26 protein-coding genes are annotated in these 25044 nt (G+C 55.5%); 17 read left to right on the top strand and 9 right to left on the bottom strand.

Translation table 11 applies throughout. The features are described 5' to 3' along the window. Positions 1 to 154 precede the first annotated feature (154 nt). The 8 genes from trhP to BUA49_RS05780 all read left to right on the top strand — a co-directional run bounded on the left by trhP (position 155) and on the right by BUA49_RS05780 (position 8083). The gene (gene trhP, locus BUA49_RS05815) at positions 155 to 1474 is read left to right on the top strand and encodes a prephenate-dependent tRNA uridine(34) hydroxylase TrhP (protein WP_072796239.1); all 1320 of its coding nucleotides are present in this window, start codon (positions 155 to 157) and stop codon (positions 1472 to 1474) included. Between the two features lie 242 nt (positions 1475 to 1716). After that, positions 1717 to 3165 (top strand): Fe-S cluster assembly protein SufB, encoded by a 1449-nt coding sequence (gene sufB, locus BUA49_RS05810; RefSeq protein WP_072796237.1) that lies wholly within the window; start codon positions 1717 to 1719, stop codon positions 3163 to 3165. A gap of 68 nt (positions 3166 to 3233) precedes the next feature. Beyond that, the gene (sufC, locus tag BUA49_RS05805; protein WP_072796235.1) at positions 3234 to 4007 is read left to right on the top strand and encodes a Fe-S cluster assembly ATPase SufC; all 774 of its coding nucleotides are present in this window, start codon (positions 3234 to 3236) and stop codon (positions 4005 to 4007) included. Positions 4008 to 4019: 12 nt separating this feature from the next. Further along, entirely contained in the window at positions 4020 to 5306 is a 1287-nt protein-coding gene (sufD, locus tag BUA49_RS05800) for a Fe-S cluster assembly protein SufD (protein ID WP_072796233.1), read from the top strand. A 5-nt stretch (positions 5307 to 5311) separates the two neighbouring features. After that, positions 5312 to 6565: an aminotransferase class V-fold PLP-dependent enzyme gene (locus tag BUA49_RS05795; RefSeq protein WP_072796231.1), complete on the top strand. Its 1254-nt coding sequence runs from the start codon at positions 5312 to 5314 to the stop codon at positions 6563 to 6565. A 13-nt stretch (positions 6566 to 6578) separates the two neighbouring features. Next, positions 6579 to 6932: a HesB/IscA family protein gene (locus tag BUA49_RS05790; protein WP_072796229.1), complete on the top strand. Its 354-nt coding sequence runs from the start codon at positions 6579 to 6581 to the stop codon at positions 6930 to 6932. A gap of 146 nt (positions 6933 to 7078) precedes the next feature. Then, positions 7079 to 7621: a putative Fe-S cluster assembly protein SufT gene (gene sufT, locus BUA49_RS05785; protein WP_072796227.1), complete on the top strand. Its 543-nt coding sequence runs from the start codon at positions 7079 to 7081 to the stop codon at positions 7619 to 7621. After that, positions 7622 to 8083 carry a SufE family protein gene (locus BUA49_RS05780; RefSeq protein ID WP_072796226.1) on the top strand — a complete coding sequence of 154 codons (462 nt, stop codon included), beginning with the start codon at positions 7622 to 7624 and terminating at the stop codon, positions 8081 to 8083. It begins immediately after the preceding gene. A 23-nt stretch (positions 8084 to 8106) separates the two neighbouring features. On the opposite strand, the gene BUA49_RS05775 is transcribed toward BUA49_RS05780, so the two are convergent. Both BUA49_RS05775 and BUA49_RS05770 read right to left on the bottom strand, forming a co-directional pair. After that, on the bottom strand, positions 8107 to 9303 hold the full coding sequence (locus BUA49_RS05775; RefSeq protein WP_139248770.1) for a flagellar assembly protein T N-terminal domain-containing protein: 1197 nt from the start codon (positions 9301 to 9303) through the stop codon (positions 8107 to 8109). 67 nt (positions 9304 to 9370) lie between these two features. Then, positions 9371 to 9919, bottom strand: a complete 549-nt coding sequence (locus BUA49_RS05770; protein WP_072796222.1) for an LPP20 family lipoprotein — start codon at positions 9917 to 9919, stop codon at positions 9371 to 9373. 250 nt (positions 9920 to 10169) lie between these two features. Here BUA49_RS05770 and traF point away from each other — a divergent pair, with 250 nt between their 5' ends. The 5 genes from traF to trmL all read left to right on the top strand — a co-directional run bounded on the left by traF (position 10170) and on the right by trmL (position 15221). Then, positions 10170 to 11453, top strand: coding sequence for a conjugal transfer protein TraF (gene traF / locus BUA49_RS05765; RefSeq protein WP_072796221.1), 1284 nt, complete (start codon positions 10170 to 10172; stop codon positions 11451 to 11453). Between the two features lie 109 nt (positions 11454 to 11562). After that, the gene (locus BUA49_RS05760) at positions 11563 to 12684 is read left to right on the top strand and encodes a multifunctional CCA tRNA nucleotidyl transferase/2'3'-cyclic phosphodiesterase/2'nucleotidase/phosphatase (RefSeq protein ID WP_072796219.1); all 1122 of its coding nucleotides are present in this window, start codon (positions 11563 to 11565) and stop codon (positions 12682 to 12684) included. Positions 12685 to 12693: 9 nt separating this feature from the next. After that, positions 12694 to 13440, top strand: coding sequence for a pteridine reductase (locus tag BUA49_RS05755; protein WP_072796217.1), 747 nt, complete (start codon positions 12694 to 12696; stop codon positions 13438 to 13440). Between the two features lie 119 nt (positions 13441 to 13559). Then, positions 13560 to 14738, top strand: coding sequence for an acetyl-CoA C-acetyltransferase (locus BUA49_RS05750; RefSeq protein ID WP_072796216.1), 1179 nt, complete (start codon positions 13560 to 13562; stop codon positions 14736 to 14738). Between the two features lie 6 nt (positions 14739 to 14744). Continuing rightward, positions 14745 to 15221: a tRNA (uridine(34)/cytosine(34)/5-carboxymethylaminomethyluridine(34)-2'-O)-methyltransferase TrmL gene (gene trmL / locus BUA49_RS05745; RefSeq protein WP_072796214.1), complete on the top strand. Its 477-nt coding sequence runs from the start codon at positions 14745 to 14747 to the stop codon at positions 15219 to 15221. A gap of 57 nt (positions 15222 to 15278) precedes the next feature. On the opposite strand, the gene secB is transcribed toward trmL, so the two are convergent. Together secB and BUA49_RS05735 are read right to left on the bottom strand one after the other, a co-directional pair. After that, complete coding sequence (gene secB / locus BUA49_RS05740) at positions 15279 to 15782, bottom strand: protein-export chaperone SecB (protein ID WP_072796212.1); 504 nt, start codon at positions 15780 to 15782, stop codon at positions 15279 to 15281. 159 nt (positions 15783 to 15941) lie between these two features. After that, positions 15942 to 16358, bottom strand: coding sequence for a rhodanese-like domain-containing protein (locus BUA49_RS05735; protein ID WP_072796210.1), 417 nt, complete (start codon positions 16356 to 16358; stop codon positions 15942 to 15944). 159 nt (positions 16359 to 16517) lie between these two features. Between BUA49_RS05735 and gpmI the strand changes: the two genes are divergently transcribed. From gpmI to BUA49_RS05715, 4 genes are all read left to right on the top strand, one after another. After that, complete coding sequence (gene gpmI / locus BUA49_RS05730; RefSeq protein ID WP_072796208.1) at positions 16518 to 18065, top strand: 2,3-bisphosphoglycerate-independent phosphoglycerate mutase; 1548 nt, start codon at positions 16518 to 16520, stop codon at positions 18063 to 18065. Between the two features lie 20 nt (positions 18066 to 18085). After that, positions 18086 to 19225, top strand: a complete 1140-nt coding sequence (locus BUA49_RS05725; protein ID WP_072797700.1) for a murein hydrolase activator EnvC family protein — start codon at positions 18086 to 18088, stop codon at positions 19223 to 19225. Between the two features lie 96 nt (positions 19226 to 19321). Then, positions 19322 to 20719: a S41 family peptidase gene (locus tag BUA49_RS05720; RefSeq protein WP_072796206.1), complete on the top strand. Its 1398-nt coding sequence runs from the start codon at positions 19322 to 19324 to the stop codon at positions 20717 to 20719. A 29-nt stretch (positions 20720 to 20748) separates the two neighbouring features. Next, the gene (locus BUA49_RS05715; protein ID WP_407656688.1) at positions 20749 to 21540 is read left to right on the top strand and encodes a divergent polysaccharide deacetylase family protein; all 792 of its coding nucleotides are present in this window, start codon (positions 20749 to 20751) and stop codon (positions 21538 to 21540) included. Here the strand turns inward: BUA49_RS05715 and hisF are convergent. From hisF to BUA49_RS05690, 5 genes are all read right to left on the bottom strand, one after another. Then, on the bottom strand, positions 21537 to 22310 hold the full coding sequence (hisF, locus tag BUA49_RS05710; protein ID WP_072796205.1) for an imidazole glycerol phosphate synthase subunit HisF: 774 nt from the start codon (positions 22308 to 22310) through the stop codon (positions 21537 to 21539). The genes BUA49_RS05715 and hisF overlap by 4 nt on opposite strands. 14 nt (positions 22311 to 22324) lie before the next feature. After that, positions 22325 to 23062, bottom strand: a complete 738-nt coding sequence (gene hisA / locus BUA49_RS05705; RefSeq protein ID WP_072796203.1) for a 1-(5-phosphoribosyl)-5-[(5-phosphoribosylamino)methylideneamino]imidazole-4-carboxamide isomerase — start codon at positions 23060 to 23062, stop codon at positions 22325 to 22327. Further along, the gene (hisH, locus tag BUA49_RS05700) at positions 23056 to 23697 is read right to left on the bottom strand and encodes an imidazole glycerol phosphate synthase subunit HisH (RefSeq protein WP_072796202.1); all 642 of its coding nucleotides are present in this window, start codon (positions 23695 to 23697) and stop codon (positions 23056 to 23058) included. Before hisH ends, hisA begins: the two co-directional genes overlap by 7 nt. Positions 23698 to 23735: 38 nt before the next feature. Beyond that, on the bottom strand, positions 23736 to 24329 hold the full coding sequence (gene hisB, locus BUA49_RS05695) for an imidazoleglycerol-phosphate dehydratase HisB (protein ID WP_072796200.1): 594 nt from the start codon (positions 24327 to 24329) through the stop codon (positions 23736 to 23738). Positions 24330 to 24456: 127 nt separating this feature from the next. Next, a complete protein-coding gene (locus BUA49_RS05690; RefSeq protein ID WP_072797698.1) occupies positions 24457 to 24918 on the bottom strand; it encodes an SRPBCC family protein in 462 nt (153 codons plus the stop codon). Positions 24919 to 25044: the final 126 nt, after the last annotated feature.

The raw sequence follows: 25044 nt of genomic DNA, 5'->3' as shown, positions 1-25044 counted from the left end.
CGATCCTCCTCATTGATAAATATCGACCTGCTCAATTCAGGTTACAGCGTACACATGTTAGCTGAAAGTAATCAATAAGACGTTTGAGCAGGATCAAGAGAAAGCACATTAGCTTGCGGCAAAATAGCCATCCACAGATTCATCTGGAGCCGCAATGAATATCCCGGAACTGCTGGCACCTGCCGGCACCCCTGAACACCTTGAAACCGCGTTTGCCTATGGTGCGGATGCCGTCTACGCCGGCCAGCCACGCTACTCACTGCGGGTACGCAATAACAGCTTTAAAGACACGGCTGCTCTGGGTGCCGGCATACAGAGAGCCCACGCTCTGGGTAAACAGTTCTATCTGGTTTCGAACATAGCGCCGCACAACGACAAGGTACGCTCCTACCTGAGGGACCTGGAACCGGTGCTTGAACACAAGCCTGATGCCCTGATCATGTCAGACCCGGGCCTGATCATGTTGGTGCGGGAAAAGTGGCCGGATCAACCCATTCACCTATCGGTGCAGGCCAATGCCGTAAACTGGGCAACGGTGGAATTCTGGCGCCGCCAGGGCATCAGCCGGGTGATTCTGTCCCGGGACCTCGCACTCGGTGAAATCCGCGACATCCGTGAACGGGTTCCGCAAATGGAGCTGGAAGTTTTTGTTCACGGCGCACTGTGTATGGCTTATTCAGGGCGCTGTCTGCTCTCCGGTTATATGAATCACAGGGATGCCAACCAGGGCGCCTGCACCAACGCCTGTCGCTGGGACTATAAGGAAGTTCAACATACCCACGACCACACCGGCGACCTGATTGCCTCATCAGTAGCAAGTGAAGTGTTTAACTACGAGCCGAAAGAAATCCTGCTCGAAGAGCCCAACCGCCCGGGCAGTTTTATTCCCGCTTATGAGGATGAGCACGGCACCTACATCATGAACTCCCGGGACCTGCGAGCTGTACAGCATGTGGCCGAACTGGCGGCGATGGGCGTGCATTCACTGAAAATAGAGGGTCGCACGAAAAGCACCTATTACGTGGCACGGACCACCCAAGTATATCGCCGCGCCATCGATCAGGCCACACAAGGCAAGTCCTTCGACATGGGCCTGATGAACGAGTTGGAAGCGCTGTCGAACCGGGGCTACACCGAGGGCTTCCTGCGCCGACACATGCCTCAGGAATACCAGACCTACGAAAGAGGCTCATCTTATCTTGGTACTCAGCAGGTAGCCGGCACCATCACCAATGACGACGGCAAATGGTTGACCATTAACGTGAAAAACAAGTTTGCGCCAGGCGACCAGCTCGAGCTGATTACGCCATCTGGCAATCTGTTGTTCGCGATACCCGTTATGGAGAGCCTCAACGGCGTCGCTATAGATTACGCACCCGGCAGCGGACACATTGTTCGCATACCCCGCCCGCCGCGTACTCCCGATGCGCTCGGGCATAGCTACCTTACCCGCATTCTGCCATCCGAAGCCTGATGCTCCACTGAGCCCCGGGCTCCGTATAAACCTGCACCAAAGCCGTTGCGCCCGTCAGACTTAGCCTCTGGCGGGCGTATTACGCTATAATTGGCTGTCCCGCAATTTAATACCTGACTAATTTAGTATGGTATTGTACAATCATGAACCAGAAACAACAGATCAGCCCCCGCAACCCACTCTGGTTGGCGGCAAACTAAAGGGCCTCAGAGCCCACGATGAGAGAATACGGAGCGACGATCATGGCGACCACCGACCAAGAGGTGAACGAACTGGTCAAACGGGAGTACGAGCACGGTTTCGTCACAGAAATCGAAGTAGATACGTTCGATCCCGGTTTGAATGAAGACGTCATCGCCCGCCTTTCTGCAATCAAGAAAGAGCCGGAATTCATGCTGGAATGGCGCCTCAAAGCCTATCGTCGCTGGCTGGAGATGAAAGAGCCGGACTGGGCGCATGTGGGCTATCCAAAAATCGACTATAACTCGATTTCCTATTACTCCGCCCCCAAGCGCAAAGAAGACATGCCCCAGAGCCTCGATGATGTAGATCCCGAGCTGCTCAGAACCTACGAAAAACTGGGCATCCCTCTGCATGAGCGCGCACAGCTCGCTGGCGTGGCTGTGGACGCGGTGTTTGATTCCGTTTCCGTAGCTACCACCTTCAAAGAGCCGCTGGCAAAAGCCGGCGTTATTTTCTGCTCCATCTCGGAAGCGGTGCGCGACTACCCGGAGCTGGTCCAGAAATACCTCGGCTCCGTTGTGCCCCACACGGACAACTACTTTGCCGGGCTTAACGCCGCAGTCTTTTCCGACGGCACCTTCGTTTACGTTCCCAAGGGCGTCCGCTGCCCCATGGAGCTATCCACCTACTTCCGCATCAACGCGGCAAACACCGGGCAGTTCGAGCGCACGCTGATTATCGCCGACGAAGGCAGCTACGTCAGCTACCTGGAAGGCTGTACCGCCCCCATGCGCGATGAAAACCAGCTGCACGCAGCGGTAGTCGAGCTGGTTGCACTGGACGACGCCCAGATCAAGTACTCCACGGTACAGAACTGGTACCCGGGCGATGAAAACGGCAAAGGCGGCATTTTCAACTTCGTCACCAAGCGCGCGGCCTGCATCGGCAAGAACTCTAAAGTTTCCTGGACCCAGGTTGAAACGGGTTCTGCGATTACCTGGAAGTACCCGAGCTGCATCCTGCGCGGCGAAAACAGCGTCGGCGAGTTCTACTCGGTAGCACTCACCCACAATTATCAGCAGGCTGACACCGGTACCAAGATGATTCACCTGGGCAAGAACACGTCCAGCACCATCATCTCAAAAGGTATTTCAGCCGGTAAAAGCTCCAACGCCTATCGTGGCCTGGTCAAGTTCGGCCCCCGCGCAGAGGGCGCGCGCAACTTCACCCAGTGTGACTCGCTGTTGATCGGCGACCGCTGCGGCGCGCACACTTTCCCGTACATCGAGAGCCTGAATAAGTCCGCGATCGTTGAGCATGAAGCGACCACGTCCAAAGTCAGTGACGAGCAGATGTTCCTGTGCCGTCAGCGCGGTATCGATCCGGAACAGGCCGTTTCCATGATTGTGAACGGTTTCTGCAAAGAAGTTTTCAAGGAGCTTCCTATGGAGTTTGCGGTTGAAGCCGGCAAGCTTCTGGAAGTCAGCCTCGAGGGTTCTGTCGGCTAAGACGGCATGAACCCAAAGCATTGCAAGCAATCAGAATTCAGACGGATAAAATAGAGAGAATCCTACAAATGCTGAGCATCAAGAACCTGCACGCATCCGTTGAGGGCAAAGAGATCCTCAAGGGCATTAACCTGGAGATCAAGGCCGGGGAAGTACATGCCATTATGGGCCCGAACGGGTCAGGCAAAAGTACCCTTTCCCAGGTGCTCGCAGGGAACGACGCATTTGAAGTTACCTCAGGTGAAGTTACGTTGAATGGCGAAAACCTGCTTGAAAAAACGACTGAAGCGCGCGCGCGCGACGGAGTATTTCTCGCATTTCAGTACCCGGTAGAGATTCCGGGCGTCAGTAACTTACAGTTCATGCGCACTGCGGTGAACTCCATGCGCCTTCATAGGGGCGAGCCGGAAATGAACGCGGCTGAGTTTATGAAGCTGGCCCGGGAAGTATCAAAGCAGGTGGATCTGGATCCTGCGTTCCTCAAGCGCGGCGTAAACGAAGGTTTCTCCGGCGGCGAGAAGAAGCGTAACGAAATCATGCAGGCTCTGTTGCTGCAGCCGAAGCTGGCCATTCTGGACGAAACCGACTCCGGGCTCGATATCGACGCTCTCAAGGTGGTTTCAGACGGCGTTAACGCCCTGCGCTCCGAAGACCGGGCCATTCTGATGGTGACTCACTATCAGCGCCTGCTCGATCACATCGTGCCGGATCATGTGCACGTCCTCGCCGGTGGCAAGATCGTAAAATCCGGCGGTCGCGAACTGGCTCTGGAGCTGGAAGAGCGCGGCTATGGCTGGCTTGGCGTCAAGGATGAAGCAACTGAAGCCAGCTCAGCCAATTAAGGAGATCGCGGAATGAAACCAGCACCAACGCTTTCCACCGCGTTCCTGCATCCGGCTGGCCAGGCGCTACCGGAGCCTCTGCTCGCCCTGCGCAAACAGCGCGGTGCCGCTCTGGTGGACATGCCCCTGCCAACGCGGAAAACAGAAAACTGGAAGTATTCCAGCAAGTACCTGAAGCTGACCGACGAGATGGCCGTCTCGCTGCCTACTGCAGGCAAAACCGGCAGCGCTCTGGCTGTTCCCGGCTACAAGGTGGTTTTCATCAATGGCATGATGATGCCGGAAGCCAGCGAGTATCCGGATCTGAACAACATTCTTATCCAGCGTTTCGGCGACCTTTCGGACGCTGAAGCCAGCGAACTGGCCGAGCGCCTGGACAGCACCCTGGACAGAAAAGCCGTACAACTGGCGGGCCTCAACTCGGCCCGCTTTGAAGATGGACTGGTCATTCGTCTGGAGCCGGGTGCGGTTCTTGACCAGCCTCTGTTTGTCATTCATGAGGTTACTGCCGGCGCCAGCGGATCCGCCTTTCCGCGCATTTTTGTCGATGCCGGTCGCAACAGCCAGATCACTCTGGTTGAAGAGTATATTTCCAGCGGGCAGGAAGCGGTCATGGTTAACACCATCACCGAGTTCAATCTTGCTGAAGGTGCGAACGTCACCAACATTCGCCTGAACATGGAAGGCGAAAATGTGCAGCATATCGGCGCCACCGGCGTCGTTCAGCAGCGCAGCTCGCGCTTTGAAAGCCACTGTGTGGGCTTTGGCGGCCCCCTTCGCCGTCACGACCTGCAGGTGCGACTGGAAGGCGAAGGCGCGGAGTGCAAGCTTAACGGTGTAGTCGTCACCCAAGGCACGCAGCACTACGACAACCACACCACTATCGAGCATGTGGCGCCCCGCTGCGATAGCGAAGAAACCTATCGCAACATTGCGGCGGACAAATCTCACGCGGTGTTCAACGGCCGGATTCATATTCACCAGGACGCCCAAAAGTCCAACGCAAATATGAACAACAAAAACCTGTTGCTTGACACCGGTGCGGAAATAGACACCAAGCCTGAACTGGAAATCTACGCCGACGATGTCAAATGTGCCCACGGCGCGACTATCGGTCAGCTCGACAAGGGATCGCTGTTTTATCTGGTTTCACGGGGCATTGGCCGCCGTGAAGCCAACGTACTGCTAACCATGGCGTTCATTAACGAGCTGGTAACTCAGATTCCGGTGGAAGCCGTAAGAGAGACCGTGCAAACCCGGCTGAACCTGTTCTTTGATCAAGCATTTCAGGAGGCCTGACCGGTATGAACAACCTGTCCGTGGCAAACACAGCTACCCATAAGGCGTTTGATGTAAAAGCCATTCGCCGGGACTTTCCCATACTGTCTCAGCAGGTAAACGGGAAACCTCTGGTGTATCTGGATAACGGTGCGTCGGCGCAAAAGCCGCTTGCTGTTCTGGATGCCATGGATCGCTATTACCGGGAAATGCACTCTAATGTTCACCGCGGTGCCCACACCCTGGGCGACCGTGCAACGGCAGCGTTTGAAGGCGCCCGGGAAACCGTTCGCAGCTTTCTGAATGCAGGTAGCACCCAGGAAATCATCTGGACTCGCGGCACCACTGAAGCTATCAACCTGGTGGCGAACGGCCTGGCGCCCCGCCTCAAAGCCGGTGACGAAATTCTGGTGAGCCACATGGAGCACCACGCCAACATTGTGCCCTGGCAGATGCTGGCCGAGCGTACAGGTGCCAAAGTGGTGCCGATTCAGGTCACGCCACAAGGCGAGCTGGACCTGGAATCGTTCAATAGCCTGTTGAATGATCGCACTCGGGTTCTTGCCATTACTCATGTTTCCAACGTACTGGGTACTATCAACCCTGTTGCAGACATGGTTAAACAGGCCAAAGTCCGCGGCATCATCACGCTGCTTGATGGCGCCCAGGCGGTACCGCACTTTCAACCGGATGTGCAGGCTCTGGATTGCGACTTTTACGTGTTCTCGTCTCACAAGCTGTTTGGCCCGACGGGCATTGGTGTGCTTTACGGCAAAGCCGCATTGCTGGAAGAAATGCCTCCATACCAGGGCGGCGGCGAAATGATTGAGCGGGTCTCTTTCGAACGCACAACCTGGAACACCCTGCCCTACAAATTTGAGGCAGGCACGCCGGCTATCGCTGAGGCAGTGGGCCTGGGTGCGGCTATCGAATACCTGAACGGTTTCGACAGAGAGGCTATGGAAGCGGCCGAGAACGCCTTGCTGGAGCGCGCCAATCAGCTGGTTGAAACCGTCCCGGGAATGGCCATTATCGGTACCGCAAAGAGCAAGGTGCCCGTGATGTCCTTTAAAATCAAGGGCTTGCACCCCAGTGATATTGGCACTTTGCTGGATCAGCAAGGCATCGCTATTCGCACAGGCCACCACTGCGCAATGCCACTGATGGATTTCTACGGAGTTCCCGGTACAGCCCGGGCCTCTTTTGCGTTCTATAATACGCTGGATGAGGTGGATCAATTGTTTACCGCCTTGCAAAAAGTCCAGCGCCTGTTTGCCTGATGGAGGAGACACCATGACAGCAGAAGTCTTCACACCGATCGTCGGCGTCACTATGACGCCAAATGCCGTCAAGCACGTGCGCAAGCAACTCGACAAAAAATCAGATGCCAAAGGCATTCGATTGGCAATCAGAAAGAGCGGATGCTCCGGCTTCAAATACGAAACCCAATGGGTTGATGAAGCCTCATCCGACGACAGAGTATTTCACATTGATGGCGTTGACGTGTTTGTGAAAGAGGAGCACCTGTCAATGGTGAACGGCATCGAAATCGATTTCGTTACCGAAGGTGTGAACTCCATGTTCCAGTTCCGCAATCCGAACGCCACCGCTGAGTGCGGGTGTGGAGAGAGCTTTACGGTAAGCTGATACTGCGCCCCCTCTCCCCGGCCCTCTCCCGCGAGGGGAGAGGGAGTTGCTGAGCCGAACTGGGAGCTGTCTTTTAGTCCCTCTCCCCCTGCGGGAGAGGGGTTGGGGAGAGGGGGTCAAAAGCATTAAATGAGGTTTAATCAGGCATGCAAGAACGTGAAGTCGTCCTGACCAAACGCGAGGTGGAAGCCCGCCTTGTTCCGACCGGAACGGAAGTGATGATTCCGGTAGACAGCTTTGTGACCATCACCCAGTCACTGGGCGGTACATTTACCGTTGCCGTCAATGGCAACCTTGCCCGCATCGAAGGTCACAATGCCGACGCCCTGGGCAAGAAACCACTGGAAAGCAGTTTCGACACGCCGGCCGACGGAACCATTAACGAAAATCAGGTATGGGAAGCCATCCGCAACTGCTACGACCCGGAGATTCCAGTCAACGTGGTGGATCTGGGCCTGATTTACGAGTGCCGAATCGAAAACGATACCGCCGAAGGCAATCATGTCTTTATCCTGATGACTCTCACGGCCGCAGGCTGTGGCATGGGGCCCGTCATTGCCGAAGACGTGAAGTGTAAGGTAGAGCACGTACCCAACGTGGACAAGGTAACCGTAGAGCTAACCTTTGATCCGCCCTGGAACAACGATATGCTCACCGACGAAGCCAAGCTCGAATTGGGAATGTTGTAAATGACAGCTACGGAACAGGATTTTCTGGACAACCCGCTCGGCACAAATCCAACTCTGGACGACGTGCTCGACGGCTTCGAGTTTCTGGACGACTGGGAAGATCGGTACGCGTTTATTATTGATCTTGGCAAGCAGCTACCGGCGTTTCCGGAAGATGCCCGGATAGAAGAGAACTATGTTCACGGCTGCCAGAGCCAAGTGTGGCTGATCGCCCATTACGACGAGGCCAGCGGCAAGCTCTACCTTCTGATTGATTCCGACGCCCTAATCGTGCGTGGCCTTGCCGCACTGATTCTGGTTGCGCTGAACGGAAAGCCTCCGAGAGAACTGCTGACAACAGATATCGACGAAATTTTTGAGCGCCTGGACCTGTTCCGCCACATCTCCCCTACCCGCGGCAACGGTTTGCGTGCCATGGTGGGGAAGATACGGGATATTGCCGCTGCTGAAGTAGCAACCTGATCAGCTCACAGGTTTACTGTGAGCTACCAGATAATGGCAATGTCGTCCCGCTGAATGTTTACCTGCCCGCCGACCTGGGGCATGAGACCGTTACTGAAATCCGGATGCACATTGTTGAGAGTGACCTTCAACTGACTGTCACTCAGCTCCGGCGTTCCTCCCAGAGAATCAAAATAACGAGCGCTGCGATACAGATGCAGCTCATCCCCTGGCCGCAAACCAGCTGTCGCACCTGACGCCAGAGTAACCAGCTGGCCGTCTACCCGCGTAATCCGCGCCATAAAAGGCTGGCACGCAAGAGCGTCGGTTACTGCCTTCGTCATATCCGCGACAACACCGGCAACCGCCTCGCCATAGTGCGTTTTACGAAAACCCTCGGAGCCAAAGCCTGCAGAGCTGCCTGGGCCGGCATTCCAGTCGGCCGCAGTTTCAAAGCGCTGCTGGTATACCGGCGAGCCGCTGAAACCATCCAGAACCACCACATCCACCGCAAAACGCCGGCGCATATCAGCCGCACCAACGCCCCGTTGCATCTTGTCCAGAACGGAGGAACCCCAGGCCGCCGGGTCGGCAACGCCGACATCCCTGATAACCCCGGCCACTACGAACTGAACACCCATCTCACGGGCAACCTGAATCACATTGGTAAGCCGGTTACCGCTCTGCTGCATCGTCGGTGCATTCAGCAGATCGGGGAACAGGCGAGAAGTCGTGGCAGAAAACACCTGCAGGTTGCCGGCTTCGCGCAGACCTTGCTGTAGATGTTGCGGCAGGATTTCGCCGGCATCATCAATACGCCCTACACTGGCCTGATCCGGATAAAGAAGCGGAAACCCGGTTACCGCCACCCGCTTTTTCAACCGGCCGCTCTCACCTCCGTCGCAGCTGGCTTGCCCGGCAGAAATGTCTCCGCGCACGGTTACGCGCAAGAGATTACCGCTGCGATACTCATCAATAACTTTTACGTTCCGCGCTCGGGCACTGGAGGCCAGCTGTATTCTGGATTCGGTCAGAACACCGTTTTCCATGGTGTCTCTGGTACTTACCTGCGCCTCGTACTGCAATGCAAGATCACGCATGGCCGCGTTGCGGGCTTCGGCACGGGCAGAGGCGAGATCGTCATTATGTATATTGGCATGGCCCACACCTTCAAGAACAACGGCCTGAGCGCTGGCAACCAGCATCAACGGCATCAGTGCACACCAAAGCAACAATCGCATAAACTGCGTTATAAACCCGCGCATCGTTTCCTGCCCGCTATTTCGTTCAATTTTCCGTGCTCCAGAATCAATCAAGATAATACAGGGCGTCGACGTTTCTGCTCTGAACATCACCAACACTGTCGTTGTATCCGGGCATGGGTATAGGACAAAGATCCTGCACCTGGTCATCCGCCACCTTGGAAACACAGGCGCGGAAGCGTGGCTCCAGTTTTAACTCCATGACCGTCTCAACAACTCCGTCGCTGTGTTCATTAACAGCTACCATTTTTGCGCCACGAATGTAGCTGTCCACGTAGGTGCGGAAGCTGTCGTTGCGGAGAACAAAGTCGTTCACAGTAGCGCTGCCATAAATGACCGTGCCGTAAACCCGCTCCGCCAGGTTCCGGTAGGCGTCCATCTGGGATGCTCTGCGTGCCATCAGGCGTTTACGGGTATTCAGACGATCCGCACTGACGTCTTCGTAAGTGCCAAAGCCGCTGACCCGCACCGTAATGGGCTCAAACCTTGCTTCAGATTGCGCTCTGTTTCTGTCGCTGTCCCGGTAGCCACCAACGGGTGCACAGGCCGCCAGTGTGAAAGCCAGAAAAGGGATTACTATCCGGCGAATGACCATGTTCTTGTCTCCAGAGATCGTTTCAGCTAACCCATGAAAGATTCACGCCAGTTTTGCTAACACGCTGATTGAAAGCGATTTCTCTGAAAACGTCCCAAACCGGAGCTGAAAAGCGGCAAAAACCTGCCTCTGCTTACACATCAAAAACAAACCGTTACCTCTTATGTCATGTTCGGGTACGCATATTGCTCTAACCTGCCAACAGTTTAATAACTCAGACAGTGCCTATCTTTTTTACCAAGGTACCCGAATGCACCAACATTGCTTGTCCAGACTGTTTATTGCCGTAGGTTTATCCGTTGCCGCCACCTCGGCGCTGGCCGGCCCTCAGGCCTTTATGTCGTCACGCTCATTTGCCATGGGTGGGACCGGCGTAGCCGCTGCGCAACCCTCATCTGCCACCTCGGCGAATCCCGCCATGATGGCCGCTGACCACAATTCCTGGTCAGACGATTTCGGACTGACACTGCCTTCCATCAACGCACGGGTTGCTGATGAAGAAGAGACAATTGATCAGATTGACGATATTCAGGATGCCATTGATCAGTTTGACAGCATCAACCGAACCTCAAACCCTGAAGATGCGCAGGCTGTGGCCGGAGATCTTCTCACGCGCCTATATGCATTTGACAACGATACACTGCGTGCCAACATCGGTCTCGGGCTTGGCTTTGCAATTCCGAGCAAAAAGCTTTCAGTGGGCTTTTTTACAACAGGAAATTTGACCGCAACGGTACGCGGTGAGTTTGATGAGCAAGACAGAGCGACTCTTCAGAATATAGTTGATCTCGACCCTGGCAACCCAACAGACCTCGCCCAACTCCAAAGTACCAACCTTGATACCGAACTCAAATCACGCGGAAAAATTGTTTCTTCTGCGGTCGTTGAGGCAGGCGTCAGCTTTGCACATGCACTGGAGCTGAATAACGGCGAAACTCTGCAACTGGGCATTTCACCAAAGTATGTCGAGTTGAGAACCTTCCAATACACAGAAACGGTTTCCGGCTTTGAAGACGACGAATTCGACGGTGATCAGTATCAGACCGACAAGAGTGGCTTTAACCTGGACATAGGTGCGGCTTACGCTTTTGGTGATGAAAAACAATGGAACGCGGGCATCGTAGTTAAAAACCTGATCCCCATGGAACTGGATTCTGCAGCAAGCCGCCCTCTGCTCGGAGAGAAGGTGAGAACGCTCAAGCTCAATCCCATGGCAACCGTCGGTATCGCCCACACAGGCAACTATCACGTTGTTACCGCCGAAATTGACCTGACCAAGAACGAAGCCTTTGGTTTCGAAGATGATACCCAGTGGCTTGCCGTGGGTGCAGAACTCGATGCCTGGCGCTATGCCCAGCTTCGTGCCGGTGTTCGCCACAACCTGGCCAGCAACGATGACAACAGCGGCATTGAGGAAAAAACTCAGTTTACAGCCGGTCTGGGCCTGAACCTGATGGGAGTACGCTTTGATCTCGGCGCCCTGTTCAGCAGTGCCGATGTAGGCGCTGCTCTGGAGCTGGGCACCTCTTTCTGATCCTGCCGCCTTGAGCGCTGTTTTCGGTGTCAGGCCAACTCAGGTTTGCCTGATTCGCCCGGGAAACGGATAATTCCCGGACACTTCTTAGAAAGGAATCCGATCCTTCATGCAAACCTATCTGGTTGGCGGCGCCGTTCGCGATGAATTACTGGGCCTGGAAGTTAAAGATCGTGACTGGGTGGTGGTCGGCGCAACCCCGGAACAAATGCTTGCCAAGGGCTTTACCCAGGTAGGGTCCGACTTCCCCGTATTCCTGCATCCCAAAACCCATGAGGAATATGCCCTCGCTCGTACCGAACGTAAACAGGGCCACGGCTATCACGGCTTCAGTGTTTACAGCGCAACGGATGTCACTCTTGAAGAAGACCTGCTGCGCAGGGATCTGACCATCAACGCAATGGCGCGCTCGGAACAGGGTGAGCTGACAGACCCCTTTCACGGCAGAAAAGATCTTGAGGCCCGAGAGCTGCGCCACGTCTCGGAGGCCTTCAAAGAGGACCCTCTGCGCATCCTGAGGACCGCGCGCTTCGCTGCACGTTTCCGGCCTCTCGGTTTTAGCGTCTGTACAGAAACCATGGAGCTCATGCGCACCATGGTTACCGAAGGCGAAGTGGAGCATCTTGTTCCCGAGCGAGTGTGGCAGGAGATTCAGCGGGCACTGCACGAACAGGCCCCCGGTACTTTTTTTCAGGTACTGCGGGACTGTGGCGCACTCACCGTGTTGATTCCCGAACTGACTCCCGATACCGACTTCCGCGCCGTCATTGATACCCTGCAATGCGTTCACGCCAGCAACGGCTCAACGGCGGAGCGTTTTGCCGCATTGCTCTGCTCACTCGATGAGCCTGCCTGTATGGCAAGAGCAAGAGCTCTGAAAGCGCCTAACGACTGCCAGCAACTTGCCCGGCTAACTGTGGCTTTTATAGGTGTGATCAGGCGACTCGACCCTGCTCAACCGGATGCAGGCACTGTGCTTGAATTACTTGAAAAGGCTGATATCTGGCGCCGGCCTGAACGCTTCTCAAACCTGATCAATGTACTTGGGTGCGCTCTCGAGCCTGCTAATCTGAAGCAACTGGCCCCACTCAGGAAAGCCGCTGATGCCACATCACGCGTTGACCCCCAGACACTGATGAAACAGGGTTTTTCGGGCAAAGAGCTGGGCCAGGCAATCCGGGCGGAGCGTCTGGCACGTATAGCTCAGACAGTCTCCCGCCCATCCTCCTGAGGAACCAGCATGCCTGAGAACACTCCTGTTGCCCTGATTACCGGCTCGGCACACCGCCTTGGCGCCCGCACCGCTCAAATGCTCCACGATCGTGGCTGGAACCTGGTTATCCACTACCGGAGCCGTGAAGCGCAGGCCGACGGTCTCGTGAAAGCCATGAACCATCAGCGCCAGAACTCAGCGATCGCATTGCAGGCCGACCTTAGCGAAATCGCGGATACAAGGCTTCTGGGCCATGAAGCGGCGGAACAGTGGGGGCGGCTGGATGCGCTGGTTAACAACGCATCTGTGTTCTACCCAAATCCGACTCCGGAGGCAACTGAGGACGACTGGGATAACATCATGCACACCAATCTCAAGGCGCCGTTTTTTCTGATGCAAGCGTGTCTGCCCGCGCTGCGGGAAAGCGCCGGCAGCGTTGTGAACCTGATTGACATATACAGTGAAAAGCCGTTGCCGGAACACCCTCTTTACTGCGCCAGCAAAGCCGGCCTCGCCGCCCTCACCCGCTCCTGGGCCAAAGACCTGGCACCTGAAGTACGAGTAAACGGAGTCTCCCCAGGGGCTATTCTCTGGCCGGAAGGCGACGCAGCGGTTGATGCAGGCTACCAGAGCAGGATTCTGGACAAGACCCCCCTGAAACGCACCGGCACACCGGACGACATCGCCCGAACCATTGTGTTTTTGCTGACCGAAGCCCCGTTTATTACCGGGCAGATTATTTCTGTGGATGGCGGGCGAAGCCTGAACATGTAAGCCCGGTCATCGCTCCGTGCTTTTGCCGGCCAGGCCTTTCCGACTACAATACCCCCAGTTGTCCATTCTGTCCGCGCGGAGACCCATAACCCCGCGCCCTTTGAAACCGGAGAGACTCCATGCGTGATGTTGTCATTGTTGCAGCCAAGCGTACTGCTATAGGAAGCTTTGGTGGCGGCCTGTCCAGCCTGAGTGCCGACCAACTCGGCACCGCGGTCATCAAGGCCATTCTCGAGGACACCGGCGTCGCCGGTGATCAGATTAGTGAAGTGGTGCTCGGCCAGGTTCTGACCGCAGGCTGTGGCCAGAACCCTGCCCGTCAGTCCGCCATCAATGCCGGCATCCCGGCCTCGGTGCCCGCCATGACCATCAATAAGGTCTGCGGCTCCGGCCTGAAAGCGGTCCACATGGCGGTTCAGGCGATTCGCTGCGGGGACGCCGAGCTGATGATTGCCGGTGGCCAGGAGAGCATGAGTCAGGCTCCGCACGTTCTGCCCAACAGCCGCAACGGCCAGCGCATGGGCAACTGGACCATGATCGACACCATGGTTACCGACGGTCTCTGGGATGCCTTCAACGACTACCACATGGGCATAACAGCTGAGAACATAGTTGAAAAATACGGCATTAGCCGCGAAGAACAGGACGAGTTTGCAGCGGCATCACAGCAAAAAGCCGTTGCAGCCCGCGAAGCCGGGCGCTTCGATGGTGAAATAGTGCCGGTTTCCATACCCCAGCGTAAAGGCGATCCGATCGTCATCAGCAAAGACGAAGGACCCCGCGCCGGCGTGACCGCCGAAAGCCTTGGCAAGCTGCGCCCGGCCTTCAAGAAAGACGGCTCGGTAACTGCTGGCAACGCCTCATCTCTCAACGATGGCGCGGCGGCGGTTATGGTGTGCAGCGCTGAGAAAGCCAAAGAGCTGGGCTTGACCCCGCTGGCGACGATCAAGGCCCACGCCAATGCAGGCGTTGATCCGAGCATCATGGGCACCGGTCCGATTCCCGCCAGCCAGCGCTGCCTGAAACTGGCAGGCTGGAGCGTTGAAGATCTGGATCTAATTGAAGCCAACGAAGCATTTGCTGCCCAGGCCATCTCCGTAAACCGCGACATGGGCTGGGACGTCAGTAAGGTAAACGTGAACGGCGGCGCTATTGCCATGGGCCACCCCATTGGCGCTTCTGGCTGCCGCATCCTGGTATCGCTGCTGCACGAAATGGTGCGCCGTGATGCAAACAAAGGCCTTGCAACCCTGTGCATCGGCGGCGGCATGGGCGTTGCCCTGGCGGTGGAGCGCTAAAACGCGATGCTGAATGTAGTGCTGTACGAGCCGGAGATACCGCCTAATACGGGTAATATCATCCGGCTATGCGCTAACACAGGCTGCAGACTGCATCTGATCGAGCCTCTGGGTTTCAACCTTGAAGACAAACAGATGCGGCGTGCAGGGCTGGACTACAGCGAATACACCACGGTAAAAGTCCACAAGAACTATCAGGCGTTTCTCGACAGCGAACAACCTCGGCGGCTGTTTGGCTTGACCACCAAAGGCCAACGTTACTATCACCAGGTTGCCTATCAAGAAGATGACTACCTGATGTTTGGTCCCGAAACCCGCGGCCTGCCCCAGGAAGTGCGCGAAGGCTTATCCGCAGAACACTGCCTGAAAGTGCCTATGTGTCCCGAAAGCCGCAGCCTGAATCTGTCCAATACCGCTGCGTTGGTCGTATACGAAGCCTGGCGACAGCTGGGATTTACGGGTTCGGTAAACGGCAAACTATAAACAAAACAGCCCGGCAAATGCCGGGCTGTTTCAGTATCAGGCTGAGAGCAAAAACTATCAGTGAGTCTTCTGCTCTTCTCCTGCTTCTCCAGCTGCCTCTTCCTGCTTGCGCTGGAGCGCCTGAGCGTAGATGGCATCGAAGTTAACCGGAGCCAGCATCAACGCCGGGAAGCTGCCCTTGTTAACAACACCATCGATGGCTTCACGGGCGTAGGGAAACAGAATGGTCGGGCAGTAAGCGCCCAGCATCTGACCAAGCTGCGGGCCTTCAATGCCCGCCACGAGGAATACACCCGCCTGCTGAATTTCAACAATGTAAACGACTTTCTCGTCAATTTTCGCCGTAACGGTCAATGACAGCACAACCTCATACTGATTGTCGCTTACTTTGTTATGGGCTGTGTTCAAGTCCAGATTCACCTGAGGTTTCCATTGCTCCTGAAATACCGCCGGTGAATTAGGGGACTCAAAAGAGAGATCCTTCACATAAATACGCTGCAGGGCAAACTGGGCCTGGTTCTGGTTGTCACTGCCTGCGGCGGCTTGCTGATTCTCTGCCATGTTCAGTCCTTTCGGTTTTTGTAGAGAGTCTTAGATTGGGCTCAAGGCCCATCATTATGATTTCACCTGCCGGAACAGTCTACTGCCTGGCGGCGCTCGGTTATGTGAAACAGTGAGGCAGATCGGCGCTCAGATCAAGCTCCGCCGCTGCCTCTACTTTTACTTTTTCACCAGCGGCAAGTTGCTGGCTCTCCAGTCACTGACTCCGCCATTCAGGCGCACCACGTTAGCGTAACCCTCGGCGTTGAGCTGTTTAACCGCCATGGCGGAATGCTGGCCCATTTTATCCGCTACTATGATCTGCTTGTCTTTATGCTTTTTTAATTCTGCGGCGCGACTTTTCAGACTATTCAGCGGGATATTAATCGAGCCGGTGATACGGCCCTCACCAAACTCTTTGCGATCACGTATGTCAACAACTACAGCCTCATTCCGGTTGATCAGGCTAACCGCTCCCTGGGCAGAAATCTTGGCTCCCCCACGGCGGGATTCCAGAAGCAGAATGGCAATTACAAAAGCCACAAACAGCGACGCTAGAATGTAGTGGTTAACGACAAATTCAAACAACCGATCCATGAGGTTACCCTGACAATGAGTTTGGCAGGATTATACACAGCCTGCTCGTCAGACAGAAGGTAACCCTATGGGTGACGACTGTGGCCTCAAAGTGCGAAAATAGATAAACTCGATAATTAGTTTCGTAAACTTACTAACATTTTACTTCCGGATTGAATAATGACAGCACTGCGCAAGCCGACAGCATTGATTATCCTTGACGGCTGGGGCTACCGTGACCCAGCCGACGACAACGCCATCAGCAACGCCAAGACACCCTTCTGGGACAAGCTCTGGCAGTCCCGACCAAAGGCGCTGATCAACACCTCAGGCATGTTTGTGGGGCTACCAAAGGGCCAGATGGGCAATTCGGAAGTGGGGCACATGAATCTCGGCGCAGGGCGCGTGGTTTACCAAAGCCTTACGCGCATTGACAAAGATCTGGAGGATGGCACATTTAATGAAAACAACGCCCTCTGCTCCGCAATCGACAAAGCCGTAAGTAACGGCGGCGCTGTTCATCTTATGGGCCTGTTGTCGCCTGGCGGGGTTCACTGCCACGAAGATCATATTCTTGCTGCCGCAGAGCTTGCCGCTTCAAGGGGCGCAAAAGAAGTGTATGTTCACGCATTTCTTGATGGCAGGGATATGCCGCCCCGCAGTGCGCGCCCCTCTCTGGAAAAAGCCGCCGCAAAACTTAAAAGTCTGGGCGTGGGCCGTGTTGCATCTATTGTTGGCCGTTATTTCGCAATGGACAGAGACAACCGCTGGGATCGAGTTGAAAGCGCCTATAACCTGATGACGCTGGGCGATTCCGAGTTCACGGCAACCGATCCTCTCTCGGGCCTCGATCAGGCCTACGAGCGCGGCGAAAACGATGAGTTTGTAAAACCAACCCGAATCCACAGTGCCGGCGAGCCTGCAGGCACAATCAACGATGGCGACGCAGTACTGTTCATGAACTTCCGTGCTGACCGCGCCCGGGAGATGACTCGCGCCTTCGTGGACGAGAGTTTCGAAGGGTTCGAGCGCCGGAAACATCCAAAGCTTGCCGATTTTGTCATGCTCACTGAATATGCGGCGGATATCAAAGCTTCATGCGCCTATCCCCCAGAGCAACTGGTCAACGGCCTGGGCGAGTACGTGTCCGGGCTCGGTAAAACCCAGCTGCGCATTGCTGAGACAGAGAAATACGCACACGTTACCTTCTTTTTTAATGGCGGGCTGGAAACGCCTTTTGCTGGCGAAGACAGGATTCTGGTGCCCTCCCCCAAAGTTGCCACCTACGATCTGCAACCTGAGATGAGCGCTCCGGAAGTCACTGACAAACTGGTGGAAGCCATCAAGAGCGGCAAGTACGACCTGGTGGTGTGCAACTATGCCAACGGAGACATGGTAGGTCATACCGGCAAACTGGACGCAGCTATCAAGGCGGCAGAATGTCTTGACCATTGCGTGCAGCGAGTTGTTGAAGCTCTTGACGAGGTGGGCGGTGAAGCACTTATAACCGCCGACCACGGCAACTGCGAGCAGATGGCCGATCCTATTTCAGGACAGGCCCATACCGCACACACTACTGGGCCGGTGCCACTGGTATACACGGGCAACCGCAGCATAAGCCTGAAGCAAGACGGCAGCCTGAGCGATGTAGCACCTTCGCTACTTACACTGATGGGCCTGGAACAACCGAAGGAAATGACCGGGCACAGCCTGGTCACGATCGATTGATCCGCAACAAGGCCCTCCCATTGCGACTAACGGCACTACTGGCGCTTGCACTCACGCTTGTACTTATTGCAGCGCCGGCAGCCTTCGGGCAAGAGGTTACGCCGTCCCAGGTTGAAGACCTCAAAGAACGCATTGAGGACATCGATGACTGGCTGGCCGACGCCGAGAAGGACCGCTCCTCTCTGGAGCGACAGCTTGCTGCGGCTGAACGCACGATCAGCAAACTGACCCGTGAGCGTCGATCTCTGCGCGAGCAGGTGAAAGAACAGCAGCAGCGTCTTGCCGGCCTCCAAAGCGAGGAGCGTGAACTGTCCCGAACCCTGGAACGCCAGCGCGAAAGCCTGAGAAAGCAAATCCGCACGGCCTGGATGGAGGGTGATGCGCCAGCCGTAAAAGTTCTGCTTAACGAAATCAATCCGGACAACATTGCCCGGGCCATGACCTACTACGAATACCTCAGCCGCGACACCGTCAGGCGCCTGGAAACCTTTCAAAAGAATCTTCAGGAACTGAAAGTTACACAAGCAGCGGTTCAGAGCACCCGAGCCGAACTCGCAAAAACCGAGGAAGGCGTCATCCAACGCCAGCAGGGATTGAAGGCCTCCCGCCAGGAACGCCAGAAAACCCTGATCGCTCTTAATCAGGACATCCGCAGCCGTCGCAGCGAAAAAGATGAACTGGAATCTGATCGCAAGCGGTTGGAAAAACTGCTTTCGGAAGTGCAGCAGGCCATTGCCAACATTCCATCACCAAACGAGTCACAGCCCTTCGCATCGCTCAGAAACAAACTGCCCTGGCCGGCACAGGGCAAGGTGACCAGCCGGTTCGGTGACAAGTACGCAGATGGCAAGCTAAGCAGAAACGGCCTGCTCATTCAGACCGGCGAGGATGCAGAAGTAAAAGCCATTCACTATGGCAGAGTTGTTTTCGCCAACTGGCTTCGGGGCTTTGGACTGATAACAATCATTGATCACGGCGATGGCTACATGACACTCTATGGCCACAGCAGCAGCCTGTTTACCAGCCCCGGCGATTGGGTTGCCGCCGGCGAAGCCATTGCTCTGGCGGGCCGCACTGGCGGCACGGAAAACCCGGCACTGTATTTTGAGGTGCGTCATAATGGAAAGCCAGACAACCCGGGGCGCTGGCTGGGCAAGTGAACACCATCAGCAGGGCTGACAAATGCGCCCGCTGACGCCATACTATCGGGAACAGGGAATTCTGCCCAACTACCGGAATAACCACAGGATATGTGAATGAAACGGGTCCGAAGCACACTCCAAACCTTACCTTTGCGCTCTGCCATCCTTGCCGCCTGTTTCATCGCTCTTCCCGGATTGGCCTTCGCCCAGGATAATTCTTCAGACAACACACGGGTTCTGGAAGGCATCCAGGACGGTGAGCGTGTCGAAATCACCCTGCCCGATCCGGAAAAGCAACTGCCACTGGACGACCTGCGAAAATTTACCGAGGTTTTCAGTCGCATCAAGGCTGCCTATGTTGAAGAAGTAGACGACAGGCAGTTATTGGAAAGCGCCATCAAGGGCATGCTCTCGGATCTGGACCCGCACTCCACCTATCTGGCACCGAAAGACTATGAAAAGCTGGAAGAAAGCACCTCCGGCGAGTTTGGAGGCCTGGGCATTGAAGTTGGCATGGAGAACGGCTTTATAAAAGTTATCGCGCCGATTGATGACACGCCGGCTCAGCAGTCCGGCGTTCAGGCAGGCGATCTGATCATCAAACTTGATGAAAAGCCGGTAAAGGGCATGAGCCTGGAAGAAGCTGTTCAGCTCATGCGCGGAAAGCCTGGCACCATACTCACTCTGACCATCATGCGTGACGGTCAGAACGCACCTGTTGAGATTGACGTTGAGCGGGCTGTTATCAAGGTCACCAGCGTAAAAAGCAGCATGATTGAAAACGGCTATGGTTACGTACGCCTGACCCAGTTCCAGGCAGAGACCGGCGAACAGTTCACAAAGGCCCTGAAGAAGCTCAGGGAAGATCATGGCGGGGATCTCGACGGGCTGGTGATTGACCTGCGCAATAACCCGGGAGGTGTGCTGCAGGCAGCTGTTGCAACCGCAGACGCACTGCTGGACGAAGGGCTAATTGTGTATACAGAAGGCAGGATCCAGAGTTCGCGCCTTCGTTTCAGCGCCAAAGACGGCGATGTAATGGCCGGCACACCCATTGTTGTTCTGATCAACGGCGGCTCAGCCTCTGCATCAGAAATTCTTGCGGGTGCTCTCCAGGATCATAAGCGAGCCGTGATTATGGGCACCCAGTCCTTTGGTAAGGGCAGCGTCCAGACGGTTATCCCTTTGGATGAAACCCACGCTATCAAAATGACAACTGCGCGTTACTACACCCCCGATGGTCGTTCTATACAAGCCACCGGCATCAAGCCGGATATCGAAGTGCGGCCGGCGGAGCTCAAAGAACTGGACAGCCGTCCATTCTTTACCGAAGCGGACCTGACCGGCCACCTGGTTGGCCAGGATGAGAACACGGAAGGTAACGGCCAACAACCGAAGCCAGAGAACGAGATCGGCTCAATGGCCGACCGCGACTACCAACTGCGCTCAGCCCTCAATCTGCTGAAAGGGCTGCACATTCTCAATCCCAAGGGAGCAGACACAGCACAGTGAAGGCACTCTTTAGTCTGACCCTTGCCACTCTGGCCCTGACAAGCCTTGCTGCCAGCGGGGCAGCAGCCGATCCCGCGAAAGGTGATGTCCCGCCAACCATTGCCATCATCATTGATGACATGGGGCACAGCCTGCGCGAAGGCGAGCGCCTGGCCAACCTGGACCAGCCACTGACCTTGGCATTCCTGCCCTATCGGCCGCACACGAACGCTCTTGCCCGCCTGGCACACAGCCGCGATAAAGAGATCATGCTACATGCCCCCATGGCTAACACCAGGAACTTTGGTCTTGGCGCCGGCGGGTTAACGTCAGATATGGATGAGCTGAGTCTGACAACCACTTTACGCCGTGCTCTGCAGTCCATTCCCTATGTGCAGGGGGTGAACAATCACATGGGCAGCCTGCTGACCCAGCAGCTCAAGCCTATGGACTGGGTGATGAAAGAACTCTATCGCTACCCCGTTTATTTTGTCGACAGCCGGACGATTGCTTCGTCTATTGCAGGCAATGTCGCTGAGGCTTATCAGATCCCTACCATGACACGGGACGTGTTTCTGGATCATGAGCAAACGGAAGAGTTTGTGGATCATCAGTTCAAGGAACTGATCCGCCGGGCAAAGGAAAACGGCAGTGCGGTTGGCATCGGCCACCCGCACGCGGTGACCGTCGATTATCTCGAAAAACATCTTCCGCTACTGGATGAGCAGGGCATCGCCATTGCCACAGTGAGCGGGCTCTGGGCAATCCGTAACAACAATCAGAGGATGTTTGCAGACGGGGAAAAGCAGACCATCCGGTCTGCTTTCGCTAAAAAGGACTAATCCCGGACTTCGATTCCCTGAGCCTTCATGAAGGCCTTGGCTTCGGGAATCGTATGCTCACCAAAGTGGAAGATAGACGCCGCCAGCACCGCATCTGCGCCACCCTTGGTAACACCATCCGCCAGATGCTGAAGCTCACCCACACCGCCTGAGGCAATTACCGGAACAATCACGGCATCGCTGACCGCACGGGTCAAGCCAAGATCAAAGCCGATCTTGGTGCCGTCTCTGTCCATACTTGTGAGCAAGAGCTCGCCGGCACCCATTTCTACCATTTTGCGCGCCCATTCCACAGCATCCAGCCCTGTCGGCTTGCGGCCACCGTGGGTAAAGATCTCCCAGCGCAGCTCTTCGCCTTCGGCGCTAACCTGCTTGGCATCAATAGCCACCACAATGCACTGGCTGCCAAAGCGCTCTGCCGCTTCCCGCACAAACTCCGGGTTGAATACTGCGGCCGTGTTAATGGCCACCTTGTCTGCGCCAGCGTTCAGCAGCTTGCGGATATCATCGACGGTACGAACACCACCGCCGACCGTCAGCGGAATAAAGACTTCCGCAGCCATACGCTCTACCGTTTCATAAGTCGTGTCACGGCTTTCGTGGCTTGCAGTGATATCCAGAAAGGTGATCTCGTCAGCACCCTGCTCGTTATAGCGGCGTGCCACTTCCACAGGATCGCCGGCGTCCCGGATATCCACAAAGTTAACCCCTTTTACAACACGCCCCTTATCCACATCCAGACAGGGAATAATGCGCTTCGCCAGTGCCATAAAATCTACCTTGTTCAGCCTTTAAGGGTGTCACAGAATGCCTGGGCTTCCGCAACATCCAGAGTGCCCTCATAAATAGCACGGCCAGTGATAGCTCCGATGACGCCCTTGTGAGCGACCGGCGCCAAACGCTTGAGATCATCCATATTGGTTACGCCACCGGAAGCGATGACCGGAATGCCACCCTCTTCTGCCAACGCAGCAGTCGCTTCTACATTGACCCCCTGCATCATGCCGTCACGATTGATGTCAGTGTAAACAATCGCTTCAACGCCATCGTGGGCAAAGCGCTTTGCCAGATCGGTCGCCATCACTTCGGATACTTCGGCCCACCCATCTGTGGCTACACGGCCATCTTTGGCGTCCAGACCAACAATAATGTGGCCGGGGAAGCGCTTGCACATCTCGGTCACAAATTCCGGTTCTTTGACCGCTTTGGTACCGATAATCACCCACTGCACACCGGCCTTGAGATAGGCCTCGATGGTTTCTGCAGTGCGAATACCGCCGCCAATCTGTATCGGCAAATCGGGGTATTTGCGGGCAATGGCCTGAACAATTTCTCCGTTAACCGGCTCACCTGCAAACGCGCCATTGAGATCCACAAGGTGCAGCCGGCGGGCACCGGCTTCCACCCAGCGGGTGGCCATATCAACCGGGTCGCCACCGAAAACGGTGGAGTCTTCCATCCGGCCCTGGCGCAACCGCACGCACTTTCCGTCTTTGAGATCAATGGCGGGAATAATCAGCATGTTCCGTTCCAGTCAGTAAAGTTCTTGAGAAGCTGCAGTCCTGCCCTGGCACTTTTCTCCGGGTGAAACTGCACAGCAAAAATATTGTCCCGGGCCACCGCAGCCGCCAGATCAACTCCGTAGTGGCTGCGCCCGGCGATATCCGGATTACCTTCCGCCTCGGCGTAGTAACTGTGCACGAAGTAGAAGCGATCACCGTCGGGAATACCCTGCCACAGCGGATGCTCCATAGCGTGGTAAACCTCGTTCCATCCCATGTGAGGCACCTTCAGGCGCTCGCCGTTTTCAACCAGGTTTTCGCCAAAGAAGCGCACTTCGGAAGGAAACAGATTGATGCAGTCAACACCGCCGTTCTCTTCGCTACGGGACATAAGCGCCTGCATGCCAACACAGATCCCGAGAAACGGACGGTCGCGGGAAACTTCCCGCACCAGCTTATCCACGCCCAGCCGGCGAATCTCCGCCATGCAGTCGCGTATGGCGCCGACGCCGGGAAGAATTACCCGGTCGGCTTCACGAATGTGATCTGCGTTGTCGGTTACCAGAACTCTGGTATCCGGGGCCACGTGCTCTACCGCTTTGCGGGCAGAGTGAAGGTTCCCCATGCCGTAGTCGATGATGGCAACGGTTTTCATGGTTAATACAGTGTCCTTAAGTGGCTAAGAGCGGCGGTTTACAGCAGGCCTTTGGTCGACGGTGTAATACCCGCCATGCGCTCATCCATTTCAATAGCCATACGCAGGGCACGGCCGAATGCTTTGAACACAGTTTCGATCTGGTGGTGGGTATTCTTACCCCGAAGATTATCAATGTGCATAGTCACCAAGGCGTGGTTGATAAACCCGCGGAAGAACTCTTCAAACAGGTCCACATCAAAGCCGCCCACAGTGCTGCGGGTATAGGGCACTTCCATAATCAGGCCAGGGCGACCGGAGAGATCAATAACCACGCGGGAAAGCGCCTCATCCAGGGGCACATAGGCGTGGCCATAACGGCGGATACCTTTTTTATCGCCTACCGCCTGCTTGAATGCCTGACCAAGGGTGATGCCGACATCTTCTACCGTATGGTGGTCATCAATATGCAGGTCGCCTCTGGAGACGATGGTGAGATCGATCAACCCATGACGGGAAATCTGCTCCATCATGTGCTCGAGAAACGGCACACCGGTATCAAAACTGGATTTACCGGTGCCGTCGAGATTGATTTCAACGCTGATCTGGGTTTCAAGGGTATTTCGTTCTACCCGAGCCTTACGTTCGGCCATGGGGACTCCGTAGCAGATTTAGGTGGCACAACGCCGGAAAACTTAATTCGCGGATTATACCTTTTATGCCCACAGGAGTCCCATAGCCGGGTTAATCGGCACGATAGTCAGTCTGGTCGCAAGAAAGTCAGAAGGCCTTCTTCAGATTTTTCATGTAAGTATCTACCAGACCGTTGAACTCGTGTTTGATAACAGGGCTGATAGCGAGCTTCAGCAGACCGGGCAGCGGCAGTGTGAGCTCAGCGCTGGTCTGGAATTTCACTGCTGTGGCATTGTCGCCTTTTGCAGCCAGCACCCAGGACCCGCGAACCAGACCGTTACCTTCGCCCTTTACCGGCTCCCAGGTAATTTTGCCTGCGTCCTTGTCTGCAAAGTACTTGCTTGCGTATATGGACTGGATTGCATGCTTGTCTACACCCACCTTTTCCATTTCCCAGCGGTAGATGTTGTCTCCCAGATCCGTCAATTCGTGCACTTTCGGAAAGTAGCCTGCAGAGCGCGGCACATCGGCCAGCAGCTCAAAAACCTCATCATAGCTACCCGGGATTTCAAACTCCCGATGCAGTTCAATCGAAACAGTAATAGCCACAGCGAACTCCTTTTTATGTTTATACGTATCAATATAGCTGGAAAACAATGGATGCATTTTGGCCCAACACTACCGCATTGTCATACTCCCGCCCTGTTAATTTATTAACCCTGCGTTATCCTCTAA

It is taken from the genome of Marinobacter antarcticus (genome assembly GCF_900142385.1).
Lineage (GTDB): Bacteria > Pseudomonadota > Gammaproteobacteria > Pseudomonadales > Oleiphilaceae > Marinobacter > Marinobacter antarcticus.
The sequence above is the reverse complement of the archived record's forward strand: the minus strand, read 5'-3'. Positions and strand labels throughout refer to the sequence as shown.

What these genes read in the sequence shown, in the direction of transcription:
- sufD (WP_072796233.1), top strand. Translation starts at nt 4,020, where the DNA reads ATGAAACCAGCACCAACGCTTTCCACCGCGTTCCTGCATCCGGCTGGC.
- sufB (WP_072796237.1), top strand. Translation starts at nt 1,717, where the DNA reads ATGGCGACCACCGACCAAGAGGTGAACGAACTGGTCAAACGGGAGTAC.
- hisH (WP_072796202.1), bottom strand. Translation starts at nt 23,697, where the DNA reads ATGAAAACCGTTGCCATCATCGACTACGGCATGGGGAACCTTCACTCT.
- traF (WP_072796221.1), top strand. Translation starts at nt 10,170, where the DNA reads ATGCACCAACATTGCTTGTCCAGACTGTTTATTGCCGTAGGTTTATCC.
- sufC (WP_072796235.1), top strand. Translation starts at nt 3,234, where the DNA reads ATGCTGAGCATCAAGAACCTGCACGCATCCGTTGAGGGCAAAGAGATC.
- trmL (WP_072796214.1), top strand. Translation starts at nt 14,745, where the DNA reads ATGCTGAATGTAGTGCTGTACGAGCCGGAGATACCGCCTAATACGGGT.
- BUA49_RS05770 (WP_072796222.1), bottom strand. Translation starts at nt 9,919, where the DNA reads ATGGTCATTCGCCGGATAGTAATCCCTTTTCTGGCTTTCACACTGGCG.
- BUA49_RS05720 (WP_072796206.1), top strand. Translation starts at nt 19,322, where the DNA reads ATGAAACGGGTCCGAAGCACACTCCAAACCTTACCTTTGCGCTCTGCC.
- BUA49_RS05790 (WP_072796229.1), top strand. Translation starts at nt 6,579, where the DNA reads ATGACAGCAGAAGTCTTCACACCGATCGTCGGCGTCACTATGACGCCA.
- hisA (WP_072796203.1), bottom strand. Translation starts at nt 23,062, where the DNA reads ATGCTGATTATTCCCGCCATTGATCTCAAAGACGGAAAGTGCGTGCGG.
- BUA49_RS05750 (WP_072796216.1), top strand. Translation starts at nt 13,560, where the DNA reads ATGCGTGATGTTGTCATTGTTGCAGCCAAGCGTACTGCTATAGGAAGC.
- BUA49_RS05780 (WP_072796226.1), top strand. Translation starts at nt 7,622, where the DNA reads ATGACAGCTACGGAACAGGATTTTCTGGACAACCCGCTCGGCACAAAT.
- BUA49_RS05795 (WP_072796231.1), top strand. Translation starts at nt 5,312, where the DNA reads ATGAACAACCTGTCCGTGGCAAACACAGCTACCCATAAGGCGTTTGAT.
- secB (WP_072796212.1), bottom strand. Translation starts at nt 15,782, where the DNA reads ATGGCAGAGAATCAGCAAGCCGCCGCAGGCAGTGACAACCAGAACCAG.
- hisF (WP_072796205.1), bottom strand. Translation starts at nt 22,310, where the DNA reads ATGGCACTGGCGAAGCGCATTATTCCCTGTCTGGATGTGGATAAGGGG.
- BUA49_RS05775 (WP_139248770.1), bottom strand. Translation starts at nt 9,303, where the DNA reads ATGCGATTGTTGCTTTGGTGTGCACTGATGCCGTTGATGCTGGTTGCC.
- trhP (WP_072796239.1), top strand. Translation starts at nt 155, where the DNA reads ATGAATATCCCGGAACTGCTGGCACCTGCCGGCACCCCTGAACACCTT.
- BUA49_RS05760 (WP_072796219.1), top strand. Translation starts at nt 11,563, where the DNA reads ATGCAAACCTATCTGGTTGGCGGCGCCGTTCGCGATGAATTACTGGGC.
- gpmI (WP_072796208.1), top strand. Translation starts at nt 16,518, where the DNA reads ATGACAGCACTGCGCAAGCCGACAGCATTGATTATCCTTGACGGCTGG.
- sufT (WP_072796227.1), top strand. Translation starts at nt 7,079, where the DNA reads ATGCAAGAACGTGAAGTCGTCCTGACCAAACGCGAGGTGGAAGCCCGC.
- hisB (WP_072796200.1), bottom strand. Translation starts at nt 24,329, where the DNA reads ATGGCCGAACGTAAGGCTCGGGTAGAACGAAATACCCTTGAAACCCAG.
- BUA49_RS05755 (WP_072796217.1), top strand. Translation starts at nt 12,694, where the DNA reads ATGCCTGAGAACACTCCTGTTGCCCTGATTACCGGCTCGGCACACCGC.
- BUA49_RS05735 (WP_072796210.1), bottom strand. Translation starts at nt 16,358, where the DNA reads ATGGATCGGTTGTTTGAATTTGTCGTTAACCACTACATTCTAGCGTCG.